The following is a 20,370-nucleotide window of genomic DNA, read 5'->3' on the forward strand; positions in this document are numbered from 1 at the left end:
ATCGCTGGGTGGCTGGATATCCCCCCGACGTGGCTGAGCGCTACCGTGCCGACGGCTACTGGATCGGGCAGACGCACGCCTCGATGCTCGCCGATTCGGCCGCTGCCCACCCCGACTCCGAAGCGGTCCGCGACGAGCGTCGCGCGCTGACCTACCGCGAGCTGCTGGACTCGTCGCGCCAGCTCGCGCACGGACTCGTCGAGCAGCACGACCTGCGTCCCGGCGATCGCGCGGTGGTCCAGTTCCCGAACGTCGTCGAGTACGTCGAGGTCGTGTTCGCGCTCTTCGACGCCGGCATCCTGCCGGTGTTCGCGCTGTCCACGCACAGCGCCGCCGAGGTCGAGGACCTGGTGGCCCGCGCCGATGCCGCCGCCTACCTGACCGTCGATTCCTTCGGCGGCACCGACTACCGCGCGCACGCGCAGCAGATCGCCGAGAGCCGCCCCACGACGTCCGACGGGCGGCCGCTGGCCACCGTCGTCGCCGAGCTCGGCGCGCCCGATTCGTTTGCCGCCGTGCGGTCGGACACGACCGCGTCGACGGGACGCTCCAGCGCACCGTCGGACATCGCGTTCCTGCAACTGTCCGGCGGCACGACCGGCGCCCCGAAGATGATCGGCCGCACCCACGACGATTACCTGTATTCGGTGCGCGAATCGGCCCGCATCTGCGGCCTCGACGAGTCGTCGGTGTTCGGCGTCGTGCTGCCGGCCTCGCACAATTTCACGATGAGCAGCCCGGGCATCCTCGGCGCCCTGTACGCGGGTGCGCGGATCGTCATGATCCCGGCGAGCGATGCGCGCACCGTCCTGTCGACCATCGCCGCACAGCGCATCACCCAGTTGTCCGCCGTGCCGCCGCTCGTCGCCGCGTGGCTCGACTCGCCCGAGGCCGGCAACCACGACGTCTCGTCGCTCGCCGTGCTGCAGGTCGGCGGTGCGAAGCTGCTCGAGTCGGTTGCGCGACGAGTCGGCGACCTCTTCGGCTCGGTGACGCTGCAGCAGGTCTTCGGCATGGCAGAGGGCCTGGTGAACTACACGCGCCTCGACGACGATTTCGAGCGGATTGTGTCCACCCAGGGCCGCCCCATCAGCCCGGCCGACGAGGTGCGCGTCGTCGACGCCGACGGCAACCCGGTGCCCGACGGCCAGGAGGGCGCGTTGCAGACCCGCGGCCCGTACACGATCCGCGAGTACTGGGGCGGCGCCGAACCCGAGTCGTTCACCGCGGACGGCTTCTACTGCTCGGGCGATCGGGTGATCCGCGACGAGCTCGGCTACCTCACCGTCGTCGGCCGCGACAAGGACCAGATCAACCGCGCGGGGGAGAAGATCGCCCCCACCGAGGTCGAAGAGGCGATCCTGAAGCACCAGGCGGTGCGCGACGCCTCGGTCGTCGGCGCCCCCGACGAGCGCCTCGGCGAACGCATCGTCGCCTATGTCATCCCGACGGCCGCGTCGGTCGCCGCGGGGGAGGCGCCCGACGAGTTCGCCCTGCGCGGCTTCCTGCGCGAGGGCGGGCTGACCCGCTTCAAGATCCCCGACGACGTGCTGATCGTCGACGAGTTCCCGACGACCGCCGTCGGCAAGGTCAGCAAGAAGGACCAGCGCCGGGAGGCGCAGCAGGGTGGCGAGCCGACCGCCCCCGCCGACGATCCGCTGGCCGCCGACCAGCTGCGCGCCGACCTCGCCGACAAGCTGATGGTCGACCCCGGCGCGCTGACCGGGTCCCTCATGCTCGCCGACATCGGCATCGACTCGCTCCAGCTGATGGCGCTGCTGGACAAGTGGCGCGCCGCCGGTGCGACGGGTCTCGACTTCGAGGCGGTGGCTGCGGCACCCACCCTCGACGACCTGTTCGCCGCCGTCCGGCAGGCGGGGGACCGGTGACGACGACGAGTGCGCCCGCGACGTCGCGCGTCACGGGTGCGCGCACCGGCAGATTGGTCGCGGCGTGGCTCGGCCTGCTGCTGGTGCTCCTCGCCCTCGCCGCGTTCAGCCTGTTCGTCGGCGCACGCGACGTCAGCGCCGCCGCCGTCTGGGATGCCCTGCTGCACGGCGGCGGCGGCTTCGACGCCCTCGCGGTCACCGACGCCACCGACGGCCGGCTGCCCCGCGCGGTGCTGGCGATCATCGTCGGCGCGGGGCTCGGCGTCGCCGGCCTGCTCATCCAGCGGCTGATGAACAACCCGCTCGGCGACCCGCAGATCCTCGGCATCAACGCCGGTGCGGCCCTCGCGATCACGATCGTCGGCGGACTGCTCGGCCTCACCCAGATCTGGGCCTACGTCTGGTTCGCGTTCGCCGGCGCGGTTGTCGCCATGGCGGGGGTGTACCTGCTGGGCACCGCCGGTCGCGGACCGCTCACGCCGTTGCGGGTCACCATGGCCGGCATCGCGTTGACCGCGGTGCTGACCGGCGCCGTCCGCGGCATCTCGCTGATGTGGCCCAACGCCTTCGACCAGCTGCGGATCTGGGAGGTCGGCTCGGTCACCGGCCGCGGCTGGGTCGTCGCGGCGTGGGTCGCCCCGTTCATCGCCATCGGGATCGCCGTGGCGTTCGCAATCGCCCACGCCGTCGACCTGATCGGGATGGGCGACGAGATGGCGACCGCCCTCGGCGTGCGCGTCGGCCGCATCCGACTGCTCGCCCTCGCCGCGGCGACGATCCTCGCCGGTGCCGCGACCGCCGCCGTCGGGCCGATCGGCTTCGTCGGCCTGATGGTGCCGCACGCCATCCGCCTCGCGCTCGGCGTCACCGGCCGCTGGGCCGTCGCGTTCGCCGTCCTCGGCGGGGCACTGGTCGTGCTCGCCGCCGACGTCGTCGCTCGCTTCTTCGACGAGGACAAGATGCCGGCCGGCATCGTCACGGCCTTCGTCGGCGCGCCGATCCTGATCCTGTTGGTCCGCAACTCGGTGAGGGCCGACCAGTGAGCGCCGCCGTCGACTTCGGCCGCCCCCAGCTCGTCGTGCGCACCGGGCGGTTGTCCCAGCGGTGGGACCGCCGCACGCTGGTCGTCGGCGTGGTCATCGCGGCCCTGCTGGTCCTCGCCTTCCTCGTCGGACTGCTCGCCGGGGACGACGGTGTCGGCGTGGCGGATCTGCCCGGTGCGCTGCTGCGCGGCGGCAGTCCGGAGGGGTTCGCCGTGCGCGGGCTCCAACTGCCGCGGGTGTGGGCGGCGATCGTCCTCGGCGCGGCGATGGCCCTGTCCGGCGGCATCTTCCAACTGCTCACCCGCAACCCGTTGGGCAGCCCGGACCTCATCGGCTTCGGCGTCGGCTCGTACACCGGTGCGCTCATCGCCTCCCTCGTGGTCGGCCTGGGCTTCGCCGGCATGTCGGCCTTCGCCCTGATCGGCGGTCTGCTGACCGCCGGGGCCGTGTACCTGCTGGCCTACCGCGGCGGGGTCGGCGGCTTCCGACTGGTGATCACCGGTGTGGCCATCAGCGCCATGCTCGCGGCGGTCAACTACTGGTTGATCCTGCGTTCGGACCTCGACGAGGCGATGCTGGCCGCCCAGTGGGGTGCGGGCACCCTCGACACCCCGGTGGCGCGCAACTGGACCTATCTGGTCCCCGCGTTCGCCATCTCCGGGGCGCTCGCCGCCGCCCTCGCCGTACTGGCGCCCCGCGCCCGGATCATGGAGCTCGGCCCGCAGCTGGCCCGCGCCCTCGGCGCGCAGACGCGAGCGGCGGCCCTCGCCCTGCCGGTCATCGGGGTGGCGCTGATCGCCGTCGCCACCACCATCTGCGGCCCGGTCGCCTTCGTGGCGCTGTCGGCCCCGCACATCGCCCGCCGACTCTGCCGCTCGGGCACGACGCCGTGGGTGGTCACCGCGCTCGTCGGCGCCCTGCTGCTGCTGCTTAGCGACATCGTGGCCCAGCAGATCTCCGCGCTGGTCGGCGGCTCGCTGCCGGTGGGCGTCGTCACGGTGTGCGTCGGCGGCGGATACCTTTGCTACCTGCTCTACACAGAGATGAGGCGAACGCGTGCCTGATTCCCCCGACCGGCTCAGCGCCCGCGAGCTCGTCCTCGCCTACGACGACGAGACGATCGTCGACGGGCTGAGCCTGGCCATCCCGGACGATGAGTTCACCGTCATCATCGGCCCCAACGCCTGCGGCAAGTCGACGCTGCTCAAGGCGCTGGCCCGTGTGCTCGCGCCCAGCAGCGGCGAGGTCGTCCTCGACGGCAAGGCGATCAACTCCTACGCCCCGCGCGAGGTGGCCAAGATCCTCGGTCTGCTGCCCCAGTCGTCGGCCGCGCCGGAGGACATCCGCGTCGCCGAACTCGTCGCCCGCGGCCGCTTCCCGCACCAGGGGTTCCTGCGCAACTGGTCGCCCGAGGACGAGGAGGTCGTCGCGGCGGCGCTGGCGGCCACCCGGACCACGGAGCTGGCCGACCACCGCGTCGACCAGCTCTCCGGCGGACAGCGCCAACGCGTGTGGGTCGCGATGGTGCTGGCCCAGCAGACCCCGCTCATCCTGCTCGACGAGCCGACGACGTTCCTGGACATCGCGCACCAGATCGAGCTGCTGGAACTGTGCCGCACCCTCAACCGCGAGCAGGGGCGCACCATCGTGGCGGTGCTGCACGACCTCAACCAGGCCTGCCGGTACGCCGACCACATCGTCGCGATGCGCGACGGCCGGATCGTCGCCCAGGGCGCCCCGGCGGAGGTCGTGACCGAGGCCGTCGTCGAGGAAGTCTTCGGCCTGCCGTGCCGGATCATCGACGATCCCGAGTCGCACACGCCGCTGGTCATCCCCCGGATGGCCTAGCGTGGCAGGGGTGAGCACCGGACTGGACCTGCGCGGCCTGCGCGCACTGCGCCGCGACCTGCACGCGCACCCGGAGTTGGCGTTCGAGGAACACCGCACCGCCGGGGTCATCGCCGACCGGCTCCGGGAACTCGGCGTCGAGGTTACGACCGGTATCGGCGGCACCGGCGTCGTCGGCGTGATCAGCGGCGCCAAGCCCGGTCCGAAGGTCGCGCTGCGGGCCGACATGGACGCCCTCCCGATGACCGAGGACCTGCCGCGACCGCACGCGTCGCGGAGTCCCGGCGTCATGCACGCCTGCGGCCACGACGGGCACTGCGCGATGCTGCTCGGCGCCGCCGAACTGCTCGTCGCGCCGCCGGACTTCGCGGGCACCGTCGTGCTGGTCTTCCAGCCCGCCGAGGAGGGGGCGGCCGGTGCCCCGGCGATGCTCGCCGACGGTCTGCTGGAGAAGTTCGGCATCCAGGAGATCTACGGCCTGCACAACATCCCCGGCATGCCGGTCGGCGACTTCGCGGTGCGACCCGGCACTCAGCTCGCCTCCTTCGACGACCTCGACATCACGCTGCGCACCGCGGGCGGGCACGCCATGGCGCCACACCTCACCGGTGACGTCATCGTCGCCGGGTCGGCGTTGGTGACCGCGTTGCAGACCATCGTGTCCCGACGGTTGAACCCGACGGTGCCGGCGGTCGTGTCGATCACCCAGTTCACCGCGGGCACGACCAACAACGTCCTGCCGCCGACCGCCCACCTGCGCGGGACCGCCCGCTGCCTGGACGCGGACTCGCGCGACACGATCGAGAAGCTGGTGGGGGAGATCTGCGACGCGACCGCGACGGCCCACGGCGTCGACGTCGAACTGGTCTATGAGCGGCGCTACCCGTGCACGGTGAACGATCCGACCGCGGCGGCCCGGGTGGCGGCGGTCGCGGCCGACGTCGTGGGCGCCGACCGGGTCGATGCCAATTGCGCCGGCATCCTCGCCGCCGAGGACTTCGCGTTCTTCCTGGAGCAGATCCCGGGCGCCTACGCGTTCATCGGGAACGGGCCGATCACCGCCGAGTCCGGCGCGGTGCACAACCCCGCCTACGACTTCAACGACGACATCATCGAGCCGGGCGCGCGCTTCCTGGCCGCGATCGCCCGGGCGGCGCTGGTCGATCTGGGCTGATCAGCCCGGGCGGACGATCGTCAGCCTGCTGCCGATGTGCTGGGTGCCGTACACCGTCCCGGTCGCCTGGTCGACGACGATCGTGTGAATGGCCTTGCCAGTCGGAATGGTCGCCAGGATCGCACCGGTGTCGGCGTTGAAGACCGTGATCGTCTTCTTCTGGAGATTCGAGGTGTAGACGCGTCGGCGCGATGAATCGATCGCCAGCTTGGCGGGCGTGGTGCCCGTGTTGATCGTCTGCACGACGTTCAGCGAGCCGGGGTCGATGATCGAGATCTTGCCGGTGTCGTAGCTGGCGGCCCACACGCGACCCGTGCCGGGGTCGACCTTCACGCGCGAGTTGGACGGCGTCTTGATCTTCTTGATGACGCGGTTGGTCCGCAGGTCGATGACGGCGACGAAGTTGTTCTTCTTGGTCTCGTAGTCGGCGTTGCCGACGTACAGGCGCCCGCGGGACGCGTCGACGTCGGGGAACGCCGCCTTGTAGAGGTTCGGGATCTCGCCGACGAGCCGTCCGCCGCTGCTGATGACGGCGACCTTGTCGGTGCCGTTGAGGCCGACGTAGAACCGACCGGTCGTCGGGTTGGCGACGGCGCCCATCGGGTGTGACGTCGGCAGGGAGATCAGGTTGCGCGGGGTCACGCGCCGGGCGCCCGTGCCGAAGACGGTGATGCCGCTCGCGTGGGCGTTGGTGACCAGCACACGGCCGCGCTTCGAGTCCAGGGCGATGCCGTCGGGCACCTGGGCGGTCGGGATGATCGGCAGCGGGCCGATCATCATCAGTCCGCCGGGCTGGTTCGACAGATCGATCTTGCGCACCGGTCGGTTGGTCGCGGTGTCGAACACTGCGACGGCTGGTTTGACCGGGCGCTTGCTCTGGATGAAATCCTTGCCGGTGGTCTGCAGCTGCGCGTTGTTGTCCGTGATGAACAAGCGGCCGCGGCCCTGGTCGAGCGCGAGCTCGCCGCCGCTGACGACGCCCGCGGGCACGCTGCTGACCGAGTAGGCGTGGGCCGAACCGGGGACGAGGACGACCGAGGTCAAAGCGGCTGCGGCGACGACGGTGCCGGTGCGCGCGAGACGGTTGTGCTGAGTCATGTAGGTAAGCCTAACCCACCGGGTCGCCGGGTCGCGACGCCCTCGCGGGCTTGTGATGTGTGCCACGTGGCTTGCCACCCGGGCCAACCATAAGGTTAGGCTCACCACACTTTCATGTGGGTGTGCTTAGACGCTGGATGACGACGGGGAGTGTGCGGTGGCCGGCTGGGTTCGTGCGACGGCGGCGGTGACGTTGAGCCTGGTCGTCGTGGCTTTCGGCGGGGGCAACGAGTCCGCCGCGGCGGTGTCCCACCACGTGGCTCACCGGGCCCAGGTCAAGAAGGTCGAGCCCAAGTTCGAGGAGTACCAGGAGCGGATCGATCGGATCGCGCAATCCCCGAGGTCGATGCTGCGCCCGCTGGCGGAGAACAAGGGCAAGGCGACGGTCTGCGTCTCCGGCGAGTTCACGACTCTGCGGGTCGTGTACGACTCGCTGTGGGAGTCGATCTTCCCGATCCTGCCCAGGGAACTCCACGCGCAGGCGCACGGCGCGAAAGCCGCCGCCCACCGCGACATGGCCAAGATCCACGTGTCCACGCTCGCGGTGTCGAACAACCCGATGGCCCGCGGCGCCGACCGCAACATCAAGAGCGGCGCCCGGTATCGCACCGGGGCGTCGGCCTGGATCGTCGAGAGCCTGCTCAAGATCCGCGACGGCAAGCAGAACGAAGCCATCGCGCTGGAGAACATCACCTTGCAGCAGGCGGTCGAGACCGCCTATCTCTACATCTTCTACACGACGATCGTGCCCGCCCGGGTGGCGCTGGCGTTCCTGCCGTACTCCGGATCGGTGGTCGGCCCGACCTTCCTGCCGAACGGGAGCCCGTCGGCCGGCATGATCTTCCCGGTGCTGCCGTCGGGGCCGGGGACCGACCAGTTCCTCGGGTTCCTGACCAGCTACATCACCGGGTTGACGTCGTACAACGCGCTGCTCAACCTGGCCTTCTCCGGCGGCCAGATCGCGTCGCAGTACCTGTACCAGGCGATCTCCAACTCGTTCATCAACCAGTGTGTGGCGCGCGTGACCGCCGAGCAGCGCGACGCGGCGGGCAAGCCCAGCGACACGGTCGAGTACGACATCCCGATTCCGCAGATCATCAAGGACACCGCCGATCAGCTCGCGCTCGCCGACTACGAGACGTGCCACCCGATCAGTCACCAGACCCTGGCGCGGATCGTGACCCGCACCGCCGACTACGCCGAGCTGCAGTTCGCCGACCGCGCCGGCAAGCAGCGGGTGCGGTCCGTGGAGCGGGACATCCTCCGCGCGATGCGCCAGGCCCGCGTCCCGCTGCACCTGATCCCCGCCGATCCCGCCGACTTCACCCAGGGCGAGCAGATCGCCTCGCTGTTCGCCGGCATGGCCGTCCCCTTCATCGGCGGCGCGCCATTCGACGTGATCATCGGGCTGAACCACAACCGCCAAGAGGGGGCGAACTTCGCCGAGACGGTGTCGGTGGCCGACCTGACCGTCACCAAGACACTGACCGCCGCGTACTACGCCTACTACGTGTCGCTGTGGATGTTCGGCTTCGTCGGCAGCCAGGTCGAGGGCCCGATCCTCGCGATGCTCGGGTTCCCGACGCCGCCGACGCTCGGCGCGGTCTCGTTCACCAGGATGATCGCGGTCACCGCGAACATCCCGCTGGTGCACGGCCTGGTCAACTTCCACAACGTCGTGCGGTCGATGTGCCTGCGCGAGGACGACACCACCGGCACCGGTCGGGGTGCGGAGTATCGCAAGGACAACGCGGTGCTGCCCGAGCCCCTGACCCCCGCCGAATTGCGGCAGCAGCAGCAGCGCCTCCGCGCCACCCAGCGCCGAACCGGGCGCGCCCGGCCGCGATCGCGAACCGCACATCCGAAGGCCGGTGCCCACCGGTCACCGCACCGCGGGCGCACCGTCGCGCCGCGGCGACCGAAGGGACTCCGATGAGAACACTCCACCGCATCCTGGCGACGACGACCGCTGCCGCCGCGGCCCTCGTGGTCATGCCGGCCACCGCCGACGCCGCGCCGGCGTGGCGCTTCCACATCGGCCAGGCGCCCACCGGCACGACGACTCCGGGTCAGTTGGCCCTCGACCGGGCCACCGGGTCGTTCTACATCTCCGACAACGCGATGCCGGTGAGCCTTGAATACCGGTCGGTCAATACCAAGCCGCCGCGCGTCTCGGTGTTCAGCGTCGCCGCCAACCGGCCGGTCCGCTCGATCGACATGGCGGGCCAGCCGGCCGGGCCGTACCACTACGGTCCGCTGGTCCTCCCGATCGGACAGATCCCCGACGGCCTCGCCCTGGACACGGTCAACCGGCGCGTGGTCACCACCAGCGCGCACGCGGGCGGGATCAGCGTGTTCAGCATGGACGCGCGACGCACCGGTCCGAAGAATCTGGTCACCGTGTTCCCCAACTCCCATCCGATGGGCGTCGTCACCGACAACGCCGGTCGCGCCTGGGCGTCGCTGTTCAACGAGAGCCGGGTCGTCGTCATCGACACCGCGTCCCGCCGCGTCGTGCGCTCCATCAACACCTTCCACCCGACGCTGCTGGCCCACGACCCGGCGCGCGGACGGATCTACGTCGGCAATAACGACAACCTGGAGAAGCGGCGGAACTACATCTCCGTCATCGACACCCGCTCGGGTCGCGTCATCCACCGGATTCCGGCGACGCGCAACTCGCGGGCCCAGGTCGACCCCGCCACCGGGCGGATCATCATCGCCAGCTTCGTGTCCGGCCGGATCGCGGTCGTCGACCCCGATTCCTATCGCGTGCGCGGCGTCGTCAAGACCGGCTCGACGCCGTCGTCCATCGCCGTCGACGCGCAGCGCCGCCTGGTCTACGTGACCACGATGTTCCGCAAGCAACTGCTTGTGCTGGACGCCGACTCGATGCGCACTGTGGCGAAGGTCGCCGTCCCCGGCCACGTCCACACCCTCGCCCTCGACCCGGGCACAGGCCGGTTGTACGGCACCCAGAACGGCACGTCGCGGATGATGGTGGTGCGCCCGGAGGCCCGCTGACGACGACGATCGCGGGTCGGCACCGGCCGACCTTGAGTGCTGGCACTCTCGGGTATAGAGTGCTAGTTGGCACTGTGAGGAGCCCGCGTTCACCCGCGACGACGGGGGCTTGTCGGAGCAGGGCCACAAACGTCATCGTTTTTCGTTCAGGAATGAAAGTAGAGGACTCACATCGTGGCGAGTGTGAACATCAAGCCGCTTGAGGACAAGATCCTGGTCCAGGCGCTCGAGGCCGAGACCACCACCGCTTCTGGCCTGGTGATCCCGGACACGGCGAAGGAAAAGCCCCAGGAGGGCAAGGTCATCGCCGTGGGCCCCGGTCGTTGGGACGAAGACGGCGAGAAGCGGATCCCGGTGGACGTCAAGGAAGGCGACACCGTGATCTACAGCAAGTACGGCGGGACCGAGCTCAAGTACGAGGGCCAGGAGTACCTGCTCCTGTCGGCTCGTGACGTGCTCGCCATCCTCGGCTAGTACCGCAAACGAGAATCCGCCCCGGTCCACTACGGACCGGGGCGGATTTCGTTGTCAGGGGCGGGTGTCAGCCGGCCAGGTTGCCGCGGCGCCCGCGGCTCTTGAGGATCAGGGCGCGCTCGGTCTCGCCCAGGCCGCCCCAGATGCCGTAGGGCTCGCCGACGCGCAACGCGTGCTCGCGGCACTGCACCAGCACCGGACAGCTGTGGCACAGCTCCTTGGCGCGCTGCTCGCGCTTGGCGCGGGCGCGGCCCCGCTCCCCGTCGGGATGGAAGAACACCGAGGAAGCCTCACCGCGGCAGGTGCCGAGACGCTGCCAATCCCAGATATCTGCGTTCGGACCGGGTAGCGCTGGGATCGACATGTCGCGTCTCCTCGTCTGTGCGTGGGCCCGGGTTTCGGGCCCCCTCGAACGCCCTTGTGGGGTGCTCTTGCGGCCACAGTAAACACGCGATTCAACGGAAGTCAATTTAATGAATCGAAGATCGCAAATAGCAAAAAGTTCGCAGGAAGTTAACATCTGCGTCACTGGTCAGAAGCCTTTTGCCGTGATACTGAGCGGTGGTCTGTCGGCCGTTCGCTAGCGTGTTCCGCATGGCCGAAACGACATCCCCGCGCTCGGCGTGGACCGGCGCGACCGCGCTCGGCCACCGGGGCGAGATCGCCCGTGGGCGAACGGTCCTCGACGACCTCGAAGCGGCCCTCGAACACTCCGGTGCAGTCGACGATAGGGCACTGGCGTCACTCGCGCAGAGCACGCGCGGATCGTGGCTGCGCCAGTCCGGCCGACACCGCCTCGCGCTCGGCCGCGACGGCGTCGCCGTCTACCGAGCGGTCGACGCCGGCGGCCCGTTCCCGCGGCACCCGTGGCTGCGGGCCGCGCTCGCCGACGGGCTCATCGGGCTCGCCGCCGACTGCCTCGGCCTGGGCCGGTTCGACGGGTCGACGCGGATGCTCGAGCGGGCCGTCGAACTGCTCGATGCCACACCCGATCCCGACGACTGGTGGACCGGGTCGCGCGTGCGCCTGCGCCACCGGTGGGTCACCGCGGAGAACGCGCTCTACCGCGGTGACGCCGACACCGCCCGGCGCGAGGCCGCGGCGGCCGTGGCCTCGGCCCGGGACTGCCCGTCGCCGCATCACCGCATCAAGACCGATCTCATCGCCGCCGCCGCGTCGGCGGCCGCCGGCGACCCGGCGGGGGCCGCAGCGTCGGCGCGCGATGTCGTCGACGAGGCGAGATCCGAGGCCTTGGTTCCCCTGGAATGGGCGGGATGGCAGTTGTTGGCGGGGCTGGCACCCGGCACCGAGGCCGATCGCTGCGTCGCCGAGGCCGCCGAGCGCCTCACCGCGTCGGGCTTCTTTGCGTGAGTCGGATTTCGGTGCCGCCGCGCGCGGCGGATAGGCTGGAAACATCTGCGCCCGATCGAGTGGACACGGCGCGAACGGCTTGTAACACGGGGACTGCGACAGACGATGAAACTCACAGGTGACGCGCTTGACGCGGCCGTCCGGGCGGCAGCCCAGGGCGACCGAGCGGCGCTTGCCTCCGTCCTCGACGCGGTGCGGGAGCCAGTACTGCGCTACTGCCGGGGACGGATCGGAGTCGGAGAACGCCACCTGTTCTCCGCCGACGACATCGCGCAGGAGGCGTTGATGGCGGTGATGACGGCCTTGCCCCGGTACCGGGACGAAGGCCGCCCATTCCTCGCCTTCGTGTACGGAATCACCTCCCACAAGGTCGCCGACGCGATGCGCGTGGCCGGTCGCACCAAGGCCGACCCCGCGGAGGAGTTGCCCGAGCAGCCGGCCAACTTCGTCGACACTCCGGAGCAGCACGCCGTGCACGCCGACGGCACCCGCCGCATGGCGGATCTGCTGGCGACGTTGCCGGACCGGCAGCGCGAGATCGTCGTGCTGCGGGTCGTCGTCGGACTGAGCGCCGACGAGACGGCCGACGCCGTCGGGTCGACGCCCGGCGCCGTCCGGGTGGCCCAGCACCGCGCGCTGGCGAAACTGCGCGACACACTGAAGAACCACACCGATCAGACAGGACAGGGCAGATGAGTAAGAAGTTCATCGAACCTGACGACGGCAACCTTGCCGGCCTCGACATCGCCGCGGTCACCCGCGACGACGAAGTGGTGGAGGCCCTCGGCCTCGGCCTGCCCGTCGTCGCCGACACCGCCGTCGACTTCGAGCTCGCCGAGCTGCTCGCCGACTGGCGGGCCGGCGTCCACGCGGCGCCGCAGGACACCGCCATCACCGTCGACGACGTCGAGCATGCGATCGCGGCCAGTGCCGCCGCGGCCCGGCCGAACCGCGCGGCCGGCCGCCACCTGCGCTTGGTCGCCGGAGCCGCCGCCGTCATCGCCGTCGCGCTCGGCGGCCTGACCGTCCTGTCCGAGGGCGCCACCCCGAACGACCCGCTGTGGGGCGTCAAGAAGGTCGCGCACCGCTCGGCGGCGGCCTCCACGCAGGCCGCCTTCGACACGCGCGCCAGCCTCGAGCAGGCCGAGAAGGCCCTGGCCGCCGGCAAGCCGAAAGAGGCCAAGGAACTCCTCGACCGTGCCCAGTCGAGCCTGACCCCGATCGCCGACAAGGCCGATCGAGCGCAGATGGATGCGTGGATCAGCCGGTTGGCGACGTCGATCGACTCGGCGATCAAGGCCTCCGCGCCCGCCAAGAAGCAGGTCAAGAAGCCGCAGGTCCAGCCGCCGGCCATCACCGACAACATTCCGCAGTACACCCCGCCGCCGGTGCCGCAGTACACCCCGCCGCCCGTGCCGCAGTACACCCCGCCGCCCGCGCAGCACCAGGTCCCGGCGCCGCCGGCCCAGCAGCCCGCGCCGCCGGTTCAGCCCGCACCGCCGATCCAGCGTCCGCGTCCGCGGCCGCCGATCTCGGTGCTGCCGAACTGATCGGGGCGCGCGGCGGCGCTCAGCGCCGGGATTGACCGTCGGCGTAGCCGCGGCAGTAGTCCCACGTCACGTAATCCTCCGGACGCGGGTCGACGGCGGGCTCGTGCGGTCGCACGGTGCCGTCGGCGAGGAGCTGCTGCAGGTTGGCGCGCAGCATGTCCCAGTCGTGGTAGTGGTCCTCGTTGCAGTCGTCGCACATGACGACCAGGCCGCGGACGCCCTTGGGCGCGAGGAGGGATTCGTAGACCGCGAGGTCGGCGAGGTCTTCCTCGACCGCCATCCGCTCGGCCAGGTCCAGCGGGACACCGGGCTCGACGGAGTCGAGCACGCCGGCCGGGTCGCTCGGGTCGTCGGCGAACGGGTCCGGCGGCAGGCCGGGCGGGTACTGGTTGGCCACGCCACTACCGTAGCCGATCGCCGCCGACGCTAGGATGGGGCAATGGCGAATGTGCGGACCGGTGGCGACCAGCCCGACAAGGTGGCAATGCTCGGATTGACCTTCGACGACGTGCTGCTGTTGCCCGCCGCGTCCGATGTCATTCCGTCCGAGGTGGACACCTCCTCGCGCCTCACCAAGAGCATCTCGCTGCGCGTTCCGCTCGTCTCGTCGGCCATGGACACGGTGACCGAGGCCCGCATGGCGATCGCGATGGCGCGCGCCGGCGGCATGGGCGTGCTGCACCGCAACCTGTCGGTGGAGGCGCAGGCCTCCCAGGTGGAGACCGTCAAGCGTTCGGAGGCCGGCATGGTCACCGACCCGGTCACCTGCACCCCCGCCCACACCCTCGCCGAAGTCGACGCCATGTGCGCCCGCTACCGCATCTCGGGCCTGCCCGTCGTCGACGAGAAGGGTGAGCTCGTCGGCATCATCACCAACCGCGACATGCGCTTCGAGGTCGACCAGAAGCGACCGGTCGCCGACGTCATGACCCCGGCGCCGCTGATCACCGCGCAGGAGGGCGTGTCCGCCGACGCGGCGCTGAACCTGCTGCGCCGGCACAAGATCGAGAAGCTGCCCATCGTCGACGGCGCCGGCAGGTTGACCGGCCTGATCACTGTCAAGGACTTCGTCAAGACCGAACAGCACCCGCTCGCCACCAAGGACGCCGACGGCCGCCTGCTCGTCGGTGCCGCGGTCGGCGCCGGTGACGAGGCGTGGGAGCGCGCGATGGCCCTCGCCGACGCCGGGGTCGACGTCCTCGTCGTCGACAGCGCCCACGGCCACTCCCGCGGCGTGCTCGACATGATCGGCAAGCTCAAGGCCGAGCTCGGCGACCGCGTGCAGCTCATCGGCGGCAACGTCGCCACCCGCTCGGGTGCGCAGGCGCTGCTCGAGGCGGGCGTCGATGCGGTCAAGGTCGGCGTCGGACCCGGGTCGATCTGCACCACCCGCGTCGTCGCCGGCGTCGGGGCGCCGCAGATCACCGCCATCATGGAGGCCGTCGCGGCCTGCGCCGAGGCGGACATCCCGGTCATCGCCGACGGCGGCCTGCAGTACTCCGGCGACATCGCCAAGGCGCTCGCCGCCGGTGCGTCGACCGCCATGCTGGGCTCGCTGCTCGCCGGTACCGCGGAGTCTCCGGGCGAGCTGATTCTGGTCAACGGCAAGCAGTTCAAGAGCTACCGCGGCATGGGGTCGCTCGGCGCCATGCAGGGCCGCGGTCAGGCGAAGTCGTACTCGAAGGACCGCTACTTCCAGGACGACGTGCTGTCCGAGGAGAAGCTCGTCCCCGAGGGCATCGAGGGGCGCGTGCCGTTCCGCGGCCCGCTCGGCGAAGTCATCCACCAGCTCGTCGGCGGCCTGCGCGCGGCCATGGGCTACACCGGGTCGTCGTCGATCACCGACCTGCAGCGGGCGCAGTTCGTCCAGATCACCGCGGCCGGGCTCAAGGAGTCCCACCCGCACGACGTGACGCTGACCGCCGAAGCGCCCAACTACTACTCCCGCTGACCGGAAGGCTCAATCGTCGTGCGTGATCTCGTGGAATTCGGCATGGGCCGAACGGCTCGTCGGACGTATGAGCTGGAAGACATCAGCATCGTCCCGTCGCGGCGGACCCGGTCGTCGAAGGACGTCTCGACCGAGTGGCAGATCGACGCCTACCGCTTCGGCGCCCCGATCCTGGCGCACCCGACCGACGCGCTGATGTCGCCGGACACCGTCATCGAACTGGGCCGCCTCGGCGGTCTCGGCGTCCTCAACGGCGAGGGGCTGTGGGCCCGGCACCGCGACGCCGACGAGAAGATCGCGGCCCTGCGCGACGTCGCCGAGAACGACCCCGATCCGCGCGCGGCCGTCCGCTTCCTGCAGCAGCTGCACGCGGCGAAACTGGACAAGGGCCTGCTGGCCGAGGCGGTGTCGCGGATCCGCGAGGCCGGCGTAACGACCGCCGTGCGCGTCAGCCCGCAGCACGCCGCCGAACTCACGCCGACGCTGCTCAAGGCCGGCGTCGAACTGCTCGTCGTGCACGGCACGATCATCTCCGCCGAGCACGTCGCCGAGGGCGGCGGCGACCCGCTGAACCTGAAGACGTTCATCGCCGACCTCGACGTCCCGGTCATCGCCGGCGGCGTGCACGACCACCGGACGGCGCTGCACCTCATGCGCACCGGCGCGGCCGGCGTCATCGTCGGCTACGGCGCCACCGAGGGCTCGACGACCACCAACGACGTGCTGGGCATCGGGGTGCCGATGGCCACCGCGATCGCCGATGCCGCCGCCGCGCGGCGCGACTACCTGGACGAGACCGGCGGGCGCTACGTGCACGTGCTGGCCGACGGCGACATCAACACCTCCGGCGACCTGGCCAAGGCCATCGCCTGCGGCGCCGACGCCGCCGTGCTGGGCACCCCGCTGGCATCGGCGGACACCGCGCCCGGCGGCGGCTGGTACTGGACCCCGTCGGCCGCGCACCCGGACACCCCGCGCGGCGCGATGCTGCAGATCGCCACGCCCGAGGACCGACCCACGATGAAGCAGATCCTCACCGGCCCGTCCGACGACCCGTTCGGCGAACTCAACCTGGTGGGCGGCCTGCGCCGCTCGATGGCCAAGGCCGGGTACAGCGACCTCAAGGAATTCCAGAAGGTCGGCCTGTCGCTGCGCGCCTGACCGCGCGCCCGCCGGTCTGGCGGTATGACAATGCCCGATGTCACGTCGGACTATGATCGGCCTATGTCTTCCAGCCCACAGGACAGCCACTTTGACGTGCTCATCATCGGTTCCGGATTCGGCGGCAGCGTCAGCGCGCTCCGCCTGACCGAGAAGGGTTATCGCGTCGGCGTGATCGAGGCCGGCCGCCGCTTCACCGACGACCAGTACGCCAAGACCAGCTGGCGGCTGCGCAAGTTCGTCTGGGCGCCCAAGCTCGGACTGTTGGGCGTGCAGCGGATCCACCTGCTCAAGGACGTGATGATCCTGGCGGGTGCGGGCGTGGGCGGCGGATCGCTCAACTACGCGAACACCCTCTACAAGCCGCCGTCGCCGTTCTTCAACGACAAGCAGTGGGCGCACATCACCGACTGGGAGGGCGAGCTCGGCCCGTTCTACGACCAGGCCAGTCGCATGCTCGGCGTCGTCACCAACCCGACGTTCACCAACTCCGACCGCATCATGAAGGAGGTCGCCGACGAGATGGGTGTCGGCGACACCTTCGTCTCGACGCCGGTCGGGGTGTTCTTCGGCGCGAAGACCGGCGGTCAGGGCGTCCCGGGGCAGACCGTGCCCGATCCGTACTTCGGCGGCGTCGGCCCGGCGCGCACCGCCTGCACCGAGTGCGGCTCGTGCATGACCGGCTGCCGCGTCGGGGCGAAGAACACGCTCGTCAAGAACTACCTGGGACTGGCCGAGGGCGCCGGCGCCAAGGTCTTCGAGCGCACCACCGTCGACGGCCTGCAGCAGCGTCCGGACGGCACCTGGGAGGTGTCGACGCACGGCTCGTCGTCGTGGGGTCCGTTCGGCGCGCGCCGGCGCACCTTCACCGCCGACAACGTCATCATGGCGGCCGGCACGTTCAACACGCAGAAGCTGATGCACGCGGCCAAGGGGTCGACGCTGCCGGCGATCTCCGACGCGATGGGCGTGCTGACCCGCACGAACTCCGAGTCGATCCTCGGGGCCATGGGCAGCAAGGTCGACCCGGAGAGCGACTTCTCCGAGGGGATCGCGATCACCTCGTCGTTCCACCCCGATGAATCGACGCACATCGAGCCCGTCCGGTACGGCAAGGGCTCCAATGCGATGGCCTACCTGCAGACGATCCTCACCGACGGTGGCACGCGCCGCCATCGCTTCGGCCAGATGTTGCGCGTGCTGCTGACCCACCCGTGGTACCTCGCGCGCCTGCTGGTGCCGCGCCAGTGGAGCCAGAAGACGGTGATCGCCCTGGTCATGCAGTCGTCGGATAACTCGCTGACGACGTTCGTGCGCAAGCGCGGCCCGGTCAAGTACGTCACCAGCCGCCAGGGGCACGGGGAGCCGAATCCGACGTGGATCCCGGCGGGCAACGAGGCCACGCGGCGGATGGCCGACAAGCTTCCCGGCGGCCTGCCCGGCGGGACCTGGGGCGACATCTTCAACATCCCGCTGACCGCGCACTACCTGGGCGGCTGCGTGATCTCCGACGACCCGGCGACCGGCGTCATCGACCCGTACCACCGCGTCTGGAACTACCCGTCGATGTACGTCGTCGACGGCGCCGCGATCACCGCGAACCTCGGTGTGAACCCGTCGTTGTCGATCAGCGCGCAGGCCGAGCGCGCCGCAGCACTGTGGCCGAACAAGGGGGAGCAGGACCTGCGCCCCGAGCAGGGCCAGGCCTACCGTCGGATCGACCCGATCGCTCCGGTCGCCCCGGTCGTGCCCGTGGGCGCGCCCGGCGCGCTGCGGCTGTCGATCACGCCGACGACATCGACCGCCGCCAAGAAGCCGCGGCAGAAGGCGGCCGGGTGAGCGCCGACTGGCGGGCCGAGCGGGCCGCGCAGATCCGCGCGCTGATCCAGCGCGCCGACCCCGGCATCGTCGAAGAGGTCAAGTGGCGCAAGCCGTCGAACCCCGACGGCGTGCCCACCTTCAGCTCGTCGGGATTGGTCTGCACCCTGGAGACCTACAAGGACAAGGTGAAGGTGACCTTCGCCAAGGGGGCGTCGCTGCCCGACCCGGCGAAGGTGTTCAACGCGAGCCTGACCGCCGGCACCCGGCGGGCCGTCGACGTGGGCGAGGGAGACGTGCTCGACGACGACGCCTTCGTCGAGCTGGTGCGTGCCGCGGTGGCGCTGAACGAGAGCAAAGCCTGACCACTAGACTTGCCGTGTGGCCCAGACTCCCAACGGCAACCCCCGCCCCGTCCTCGTCGTCGACTTCGGCGCGCAGTACGCGCAACTGATCGCCCGCCGCGTGCGCGAGGCCCGGATCTACTCCGAGGTCATCGCCCACGACGCCCCGATCGAGGAGTTCACCGCCAAGAATCCGGCGGCGCTCGTGCTCTCCGGCGGGCCCGCGTCGGTGTATGCCGACGGCGCCCCGACGATCGACCCGAAGCTCCTCGAGCTCGGCATCCCGGTCTTCGGCATCTGCTACGGCTTCCAGAAGATGACCGACCTGCTCGGCGGCACCGTCGCCAACACCGGCGGTCGCGAGTTCGGCCGCACCATGATGGACATCGCCGACGGCGGCGGGGTGCTGCACCACGGGCTGAGCGAGACGCAGCCGGTGTGGATGAGCCACAACGACGCCGTGCAGCAGCCGCCCGCGGGCTTCACCGTCACCGCGTCCACGCCGGGCGCACCGGTCGCCGCCTTCGAGTGCGTCGAGCGCAAGATGGCCGGCGTCCAGTACCACCCGGAGGTGCTGCACACCCCGCACGGCCAGGAGATCCTGACCCGCTTCCTCTACGAGATCGCCGGGCTGAAGCCGACGTGGACCGCGGCCAACATCGCCGAATCACTGATCGCCGCCGTTCGCGCGCAGGTCGGCGACGACGGCCTCGCCATCTGCGGCCTGTCCGGCGGAGTTGACTCCGCCGTCGCCGCGGCGCTGGTCCAGCGCGCGATCGGCGACCGCCTCACCTGCGTCTTCGTCGACCACGGCCTGCTGCGCGCGGGTGAGCGCGAGCAGGTCCAGACCGACTTCGTCGCCGCCACGGGGGCGCGCCTGGTGACCGTCGACGCCGAGGCGAAGTTCCTGGCCGACCTGGCCGGTGTCGCCGATCCCGAGCAGAAGCGCAAGATCATCGGCCGCGAGTTCATCCGCTCCTTCGAGGGTGCGGTCAGCGAGGTGCTGGGCGATCAGGCCGCGTCGGGCAAGAAGGTCGACTTCCTGGTGCAGGGCACGCTGTACCCCGACGTCGTGGAGTCGGGCGGCGGCAGCGGCACCGCCAACATCAAGAGCCACCACAACGTCGGCGGCCTGCCCGACGATCTCGAGTTCGCGCTCGTCGAACCGCTGCGCCTGCTGTTCAAGGACGAGGTGCGCGCGGTCGGCCGCGAGCTGGGTCTGCCCGAGGAGATCGTCAACCGGCAGCCGTTCCCGGGACCGGGCCTGGCCATCCGCATCGTCGGCGAGGTCACCAAGGACCGACTCGAGTTGCTCCGCAAGGCCGACCTGATCGCCCGCGAGGAGCTGTCCGCCGCGGGTCTCGACGGCCAGATCTGGCAGTGCCCGGTCGTGCTGCTCGCCGACGTCCGCTCGGTGGGCGTGCAGGGCGACGGCCGCACCTACGGCCACCCGATCGTGTTGCGCCCGGTCTCCAGCGAGGACGCGATGACCGCCGACTGGACACGGGTGCCCTACGAGGTGCTCGAAACCATCTCGACCCGCATCACCAACGAGGTCGAGGACGTCAACCGCGTCGTGCTCGACGTCACGAGCAAGCCGCCGGGCACTATCGAGTGGGAGTAGC

Annotated in this window: 19 protein-coding genes; 16 read left to right on the top strand and 3 right to left on the bottom strand. The window is 70.6% G+C overall.

From position 1 onward, the window contains the following. Window positions 1-8 precede the first annotated feature (8 nt). The 5 genes from QM728_RS04325 to QM728_RS04345 are packed head-to-tail and all read left to right on the top strand — an operon-like array spanning window position 9 to window position 5,954. Complete coding sequence (locus tag QM728_RS04325; protein WP_415030818.1) at window positions 9-1,889, top strand: AMP-binding protein; 1,881 nt, start codon at window positions 9-11, stop codon at window positions 1,887-1,889. Beyond that, window positions 1,886-2,932: a FecCD family ABC transporter permease gene (locus tag QM728_RS04330; protein ID WP_415030819.1), complete on the top strand. Its 1,047-nt coding sequence runs from the start codon at window positions 1,886-1,888 to the stop codon at window positions 2,930-2,932. Before QM728_RS04325 ends, QM728_RS04330 begins: the two co-directional genes overlap by 4 nt. Then, the gene (locus tag QM728_RS04335) at window positions 2,929-3,996 is read left to right on the top strand and encodes a FecCD family ABC transporter permease (RefSeq protein WP_415030820.1); all 1,068 of its coding nucleotides are present in this window, start codon (window positions 2,929-2,931) and stop codon (window positions 3,994-3,996) included. Before QM728_RS04330 ends, QM728_RS04335 begins: the two co-directional genes overlap by 4 nt. Then, window positions 3,989-4,780 carry an ABC transporter ATP-binding protein gene (locus tag QM728_RS04340; RefSeq protein WP_415030821.1) on the top strand — a complete coding sequence of 264 codons (792 nt, stop codon included), beginning with the start codon at window positions 3,989-3,991 and terminating at the stop codon, window positions 4,778-4,780. Before QM728_RS04335 ends, QM728_RS04340 begins: the two co-directional genes overlap by 8 nt. 10 nt (window positions 4,781-4,790) lie before the next feature. After that, the gene (locus QM728_RS04345; RefSeq protein WP_415030822.1) at window positions 4,791-5,954 is read left to right on the top strand and encodes an amidohydrolase; all 1,164 of its coding nucleotides are present in this window, start codon (window positions 4,791-4,793) and stop codon (window positions 5,952-5,954) included. Here QM728_RS04345 and QM728_RS04350 read toward each other — a convergent pair whose 3' ends face one another. After that, entirely contained in the window at window positions 5,955-7,052 is a 1,098-nt protein-coding gene (locus QM728_RS04350; RefSeq protein ID WP_415030823.1) for a YncE family protein, read from the bottom strand. It lies immediately after the preceding gene. 157 nt (window positions 7,053-7,209) lie between these two features. Between QM728_RS04350 and QM728_RS04355 the strand changes: the two genes are divergently transcribed. The 3 genes from QM728_RS04355 (at window position 7,210) to groES (ending at window position 10,550) form a co-directional block, all read left to right on the top strand. Continuing rightward, the gene (locus QM728_RS04355; RefSeq protein WP_415030824.1) at window positions 7,210-8,988 is read left to right on the top strand and encodes a hypothetical protein; all 1,779 of its coding nucleotides are present in this window, start codon (window positions 7,210-7,212) and stop codon (window positions 8,986-8,988) included. Beyond that, complete coding sequence (locus tag QM728_RS04360; protein WP_415030825.1) at window positions 8,985-10,076, top strand: YncE family protein; 1,092 nt, start codon at window positions 8,985-8,987, stop codon at window positions 10,074-10,076. The genes QM728_RS04355 and QM728_RS04360 overlap by 4 nt, the downstream gene beginning before the upstream one ends. A gap of 174 nt (window positions 10,077-10,250) precedes the next feature. After that, the gene (groES, locus tag QM728_RS04365; RefSeq protein ID WP_415030826.1) at window positions 10,251-10,550 is read left to right on the top strand and encodes a co-chaperone GroES; all 300 of its coding nucleotides are present in this window, start codon (window positions 10,251-10,253) and stop codon (window positions 10,548-10,550) included. A 67-nt stretch (window positions 10,551-10,617) separates the two neighbouring features. On the opposite strand, the gene QM728_RS04370 is transcribed toward groES, so the two are convergent. Continuing rightward, entirely contained in the window at window positions 10,618-10,914 is a 297-nt protein-coding gene (locus tag QM728_RS04370; RefSeq protein WP_415030827.1) for a WhiB family transcriptional regulator, read from the bottom strand. A 230-nt stretch (window positions 10,915-11,144) separates the two neighbouring features. Here QM728_RS04370 and QM728_RS04375 point away from each other — a divergent pair, with 230 nt between their 5' ends. The 3 genes from QM728_RS04375 (at window position 11,145) to QM728_RS04385 (ending at window position 13,471) form a co-directional block, all read left to right on the top strand. After that, window positions 11,145-11,921, top strand: coding sequence for a hypothetical protein (locus QM728_RS04375; protein ID WP_415030828.1), 777 nt, complete (start codon window positions 11,145-11,147; stop codon window positions 11,919-11,921). 105 nt (window positions 11,922-12,026) lie between these two features. Then, on the top strand, window positions 12,027-12,617 hold the full coding sequence (gene shbA, locus QM728_RS04380; RefSeq protein WP_415030829.1) for an RNA polymerase sigma factor ShbA: 591 nt from the start codon (window positions 12,027-12,029) through the stop codon (window positions 12,615-12,617). Then, window positions 12,614-13,471 carry an anti-sigma-D factor RsdA gene (locus QM728_RS04385; protein ID WP_415030830.1) on the top strand — a complete coding sequence of 286 codons (858 nt, stop codon included), beginning with the start codon at window positions 12,614-12,616 and terminating at the stop codon, window positions 13,469-13,471. Before shbA ends, QM728_RS04385 begins: the two co-directional genes overlap by 4 nt. 19 nt (window positions 13,472-13,490) lie before the next feature. Here QM728_RS04385 and QM728_RS04390 read toward each other — a convergent pair whose 3' ends face one another. Next, window positions 13,491-13,868 (bottom strand): DUF5319 domain-containing protein, encoded by a 378-nt coding sequence (locus tag QM728_RS04390; RefSeq protein WP_415030831.1) that lies wholly within the window; start codon window positions 13,866-13,868, stop codon window positions 13,491-13,493. Window positions 13,869-13,910: 42 nt separating this feature from the next. Between QM728_RS04390 and guaB the strand changes: the two genes are divergently transcribed. The 5 genes from guaB to guaA all read left to right on the top strand — a co-directional run bounded on the left by guaB (window position 13,911) and on the right by guaA (window position 20,369). Continuing rightward, window positions 13,911-15,422, top strand: a complete 1,512-nt coding sequence (gene guaB / locus QM728_RS04395; RefSeq protein ID WP_415030832.1) for an IMP dehydrogenase — start codon at window positions 13,911-13,913, stop codon at window positions 15,420-15,422. Between the two features lie 18 nt (window positions 15,423-15,440). Continuing rightward, window positions 15,441-16,583 carry a GuaB3 family IMP dehydrogenase-related protein gene (locus QM728_RS04400; RefSeq protein ID WP_415030833.1) on the top strand — a complete coding sequence of 381 codons (1,143 nt, stop codon included), beginning with the start codon at window positions 15,441-15,443 and terminating at the stop codon, window positions 16,581-16,583. A gap of 63 nt (window positions 16,584-16,646) precedes the next feature. Beyond that, the gene (locus QM728_RS04405) at window positions 16,647-18,422 is read left to right on the top strand and encodes a GMC oxidoreductase (RefSeq protein ID WP_415030834.1); all 1,776 of its coding nucleotides are present in this window, start codon (window positions 16,647-16,649) and stop codon (window positions 18,420-18,422) included. Further along, on the top strand, window positions 18,419-18,766 hold the full coding sequence (locus tag QM728_RS04410; RefSeq protein WP_415030835.1) for a DUF1801 domain-containing protein: 348 nt from the start codon (window positions 18,419-18,421) through the stop codon (window positions 18,764-18,766). Before QM728_RS04405 ends, QM728_RS04410 begins: the two co-directional genes overlap by 4 nt. Window positions 18,767-18,782: 16 nt before the next feature. After that, window positions 18,783-20,369 (top strand): glutamine-hydrolyzing GMP synthase, encoded by a 1,587-nt coding sequence (guaA, locus tag QM728_RS04415; RefSeq protein WP_415030836.1) that lies wholly within the window; start codon window positions 18,783-18,785, stop codon window positions 20,367-20,369. Window position 20,370: the final 1 nt, after the last annotated feature.

The organism is Gordonia sp. (in: high G+C Gram-positive bacteria), assembly GCF_047602025.1.
GTDB lineage: Bacteria > Actinomycetota > Actinomycetes > Mycobacteriales > Mycobacteriaceae > Gordonia.

What these genes read in the sequence shown, in the direction of transcription:
- QM728_RS04350 (WP_415030823.1), bottom strand. Translation starts at nt 7,052, where the DNA reads ATGACTCAGCACAACCGTCTCGCGCGCACCGGCACCGTCGTCGCCGCA.
- QM728_RS04360 (WP_415030825.1), top strand. Translation starts at nt 8,985, where the DNA reads ATGAGAACACTCCACCGCATCCTGGCGACGACGACCGCTGCCGCCGCG.
- QM728_RS04370 (WP_415030827.1), bottom strand. Translation starts at nt 10,914, where the DNA reads ATGTCGATCCCAGCGCTACCCGGTCCGAACGCAGATATCTGGGATTGG.
- QM728_RS04375 (WP_415030828.1), top strand. Translation starts at nt 11,145, where the DNA reads ATGGCCGAAACGACATCCCCGCGCTCGGCGTGGACCGGCGCGACCGCG.
- shbA (WP_415030829.1), top strand. Translation starts at nt 12,027, where the DNA reads ATGAAACTCACAGGTGACGCGCTTGACGCGGCCGTCCGGGCGGCAGCC.
- QM728_RS04385 (WP_415030830.1), top strand. Translation starts at nt 12,614, where the DNA reads ATGAGTAAGAAGTTCATCGAACCTGACGACGGCAACCTTGCCGGCCTC.
- guaB (WP_415030832.1), top strand. Translation starts at nt 13,911, where the DNA reads ATGGCGAATGTGCGGACCGGTGGCGACCAGCCCGACAAGGTGGCAATG.
- QM728_RS04405 (WP_415030834.1), top strand. Translation starts at nt 16,647, where the DNA reads ATGTCTTCCAGCCCACAGGACAGCCACTTTGACGTGCTCATCATCGGT.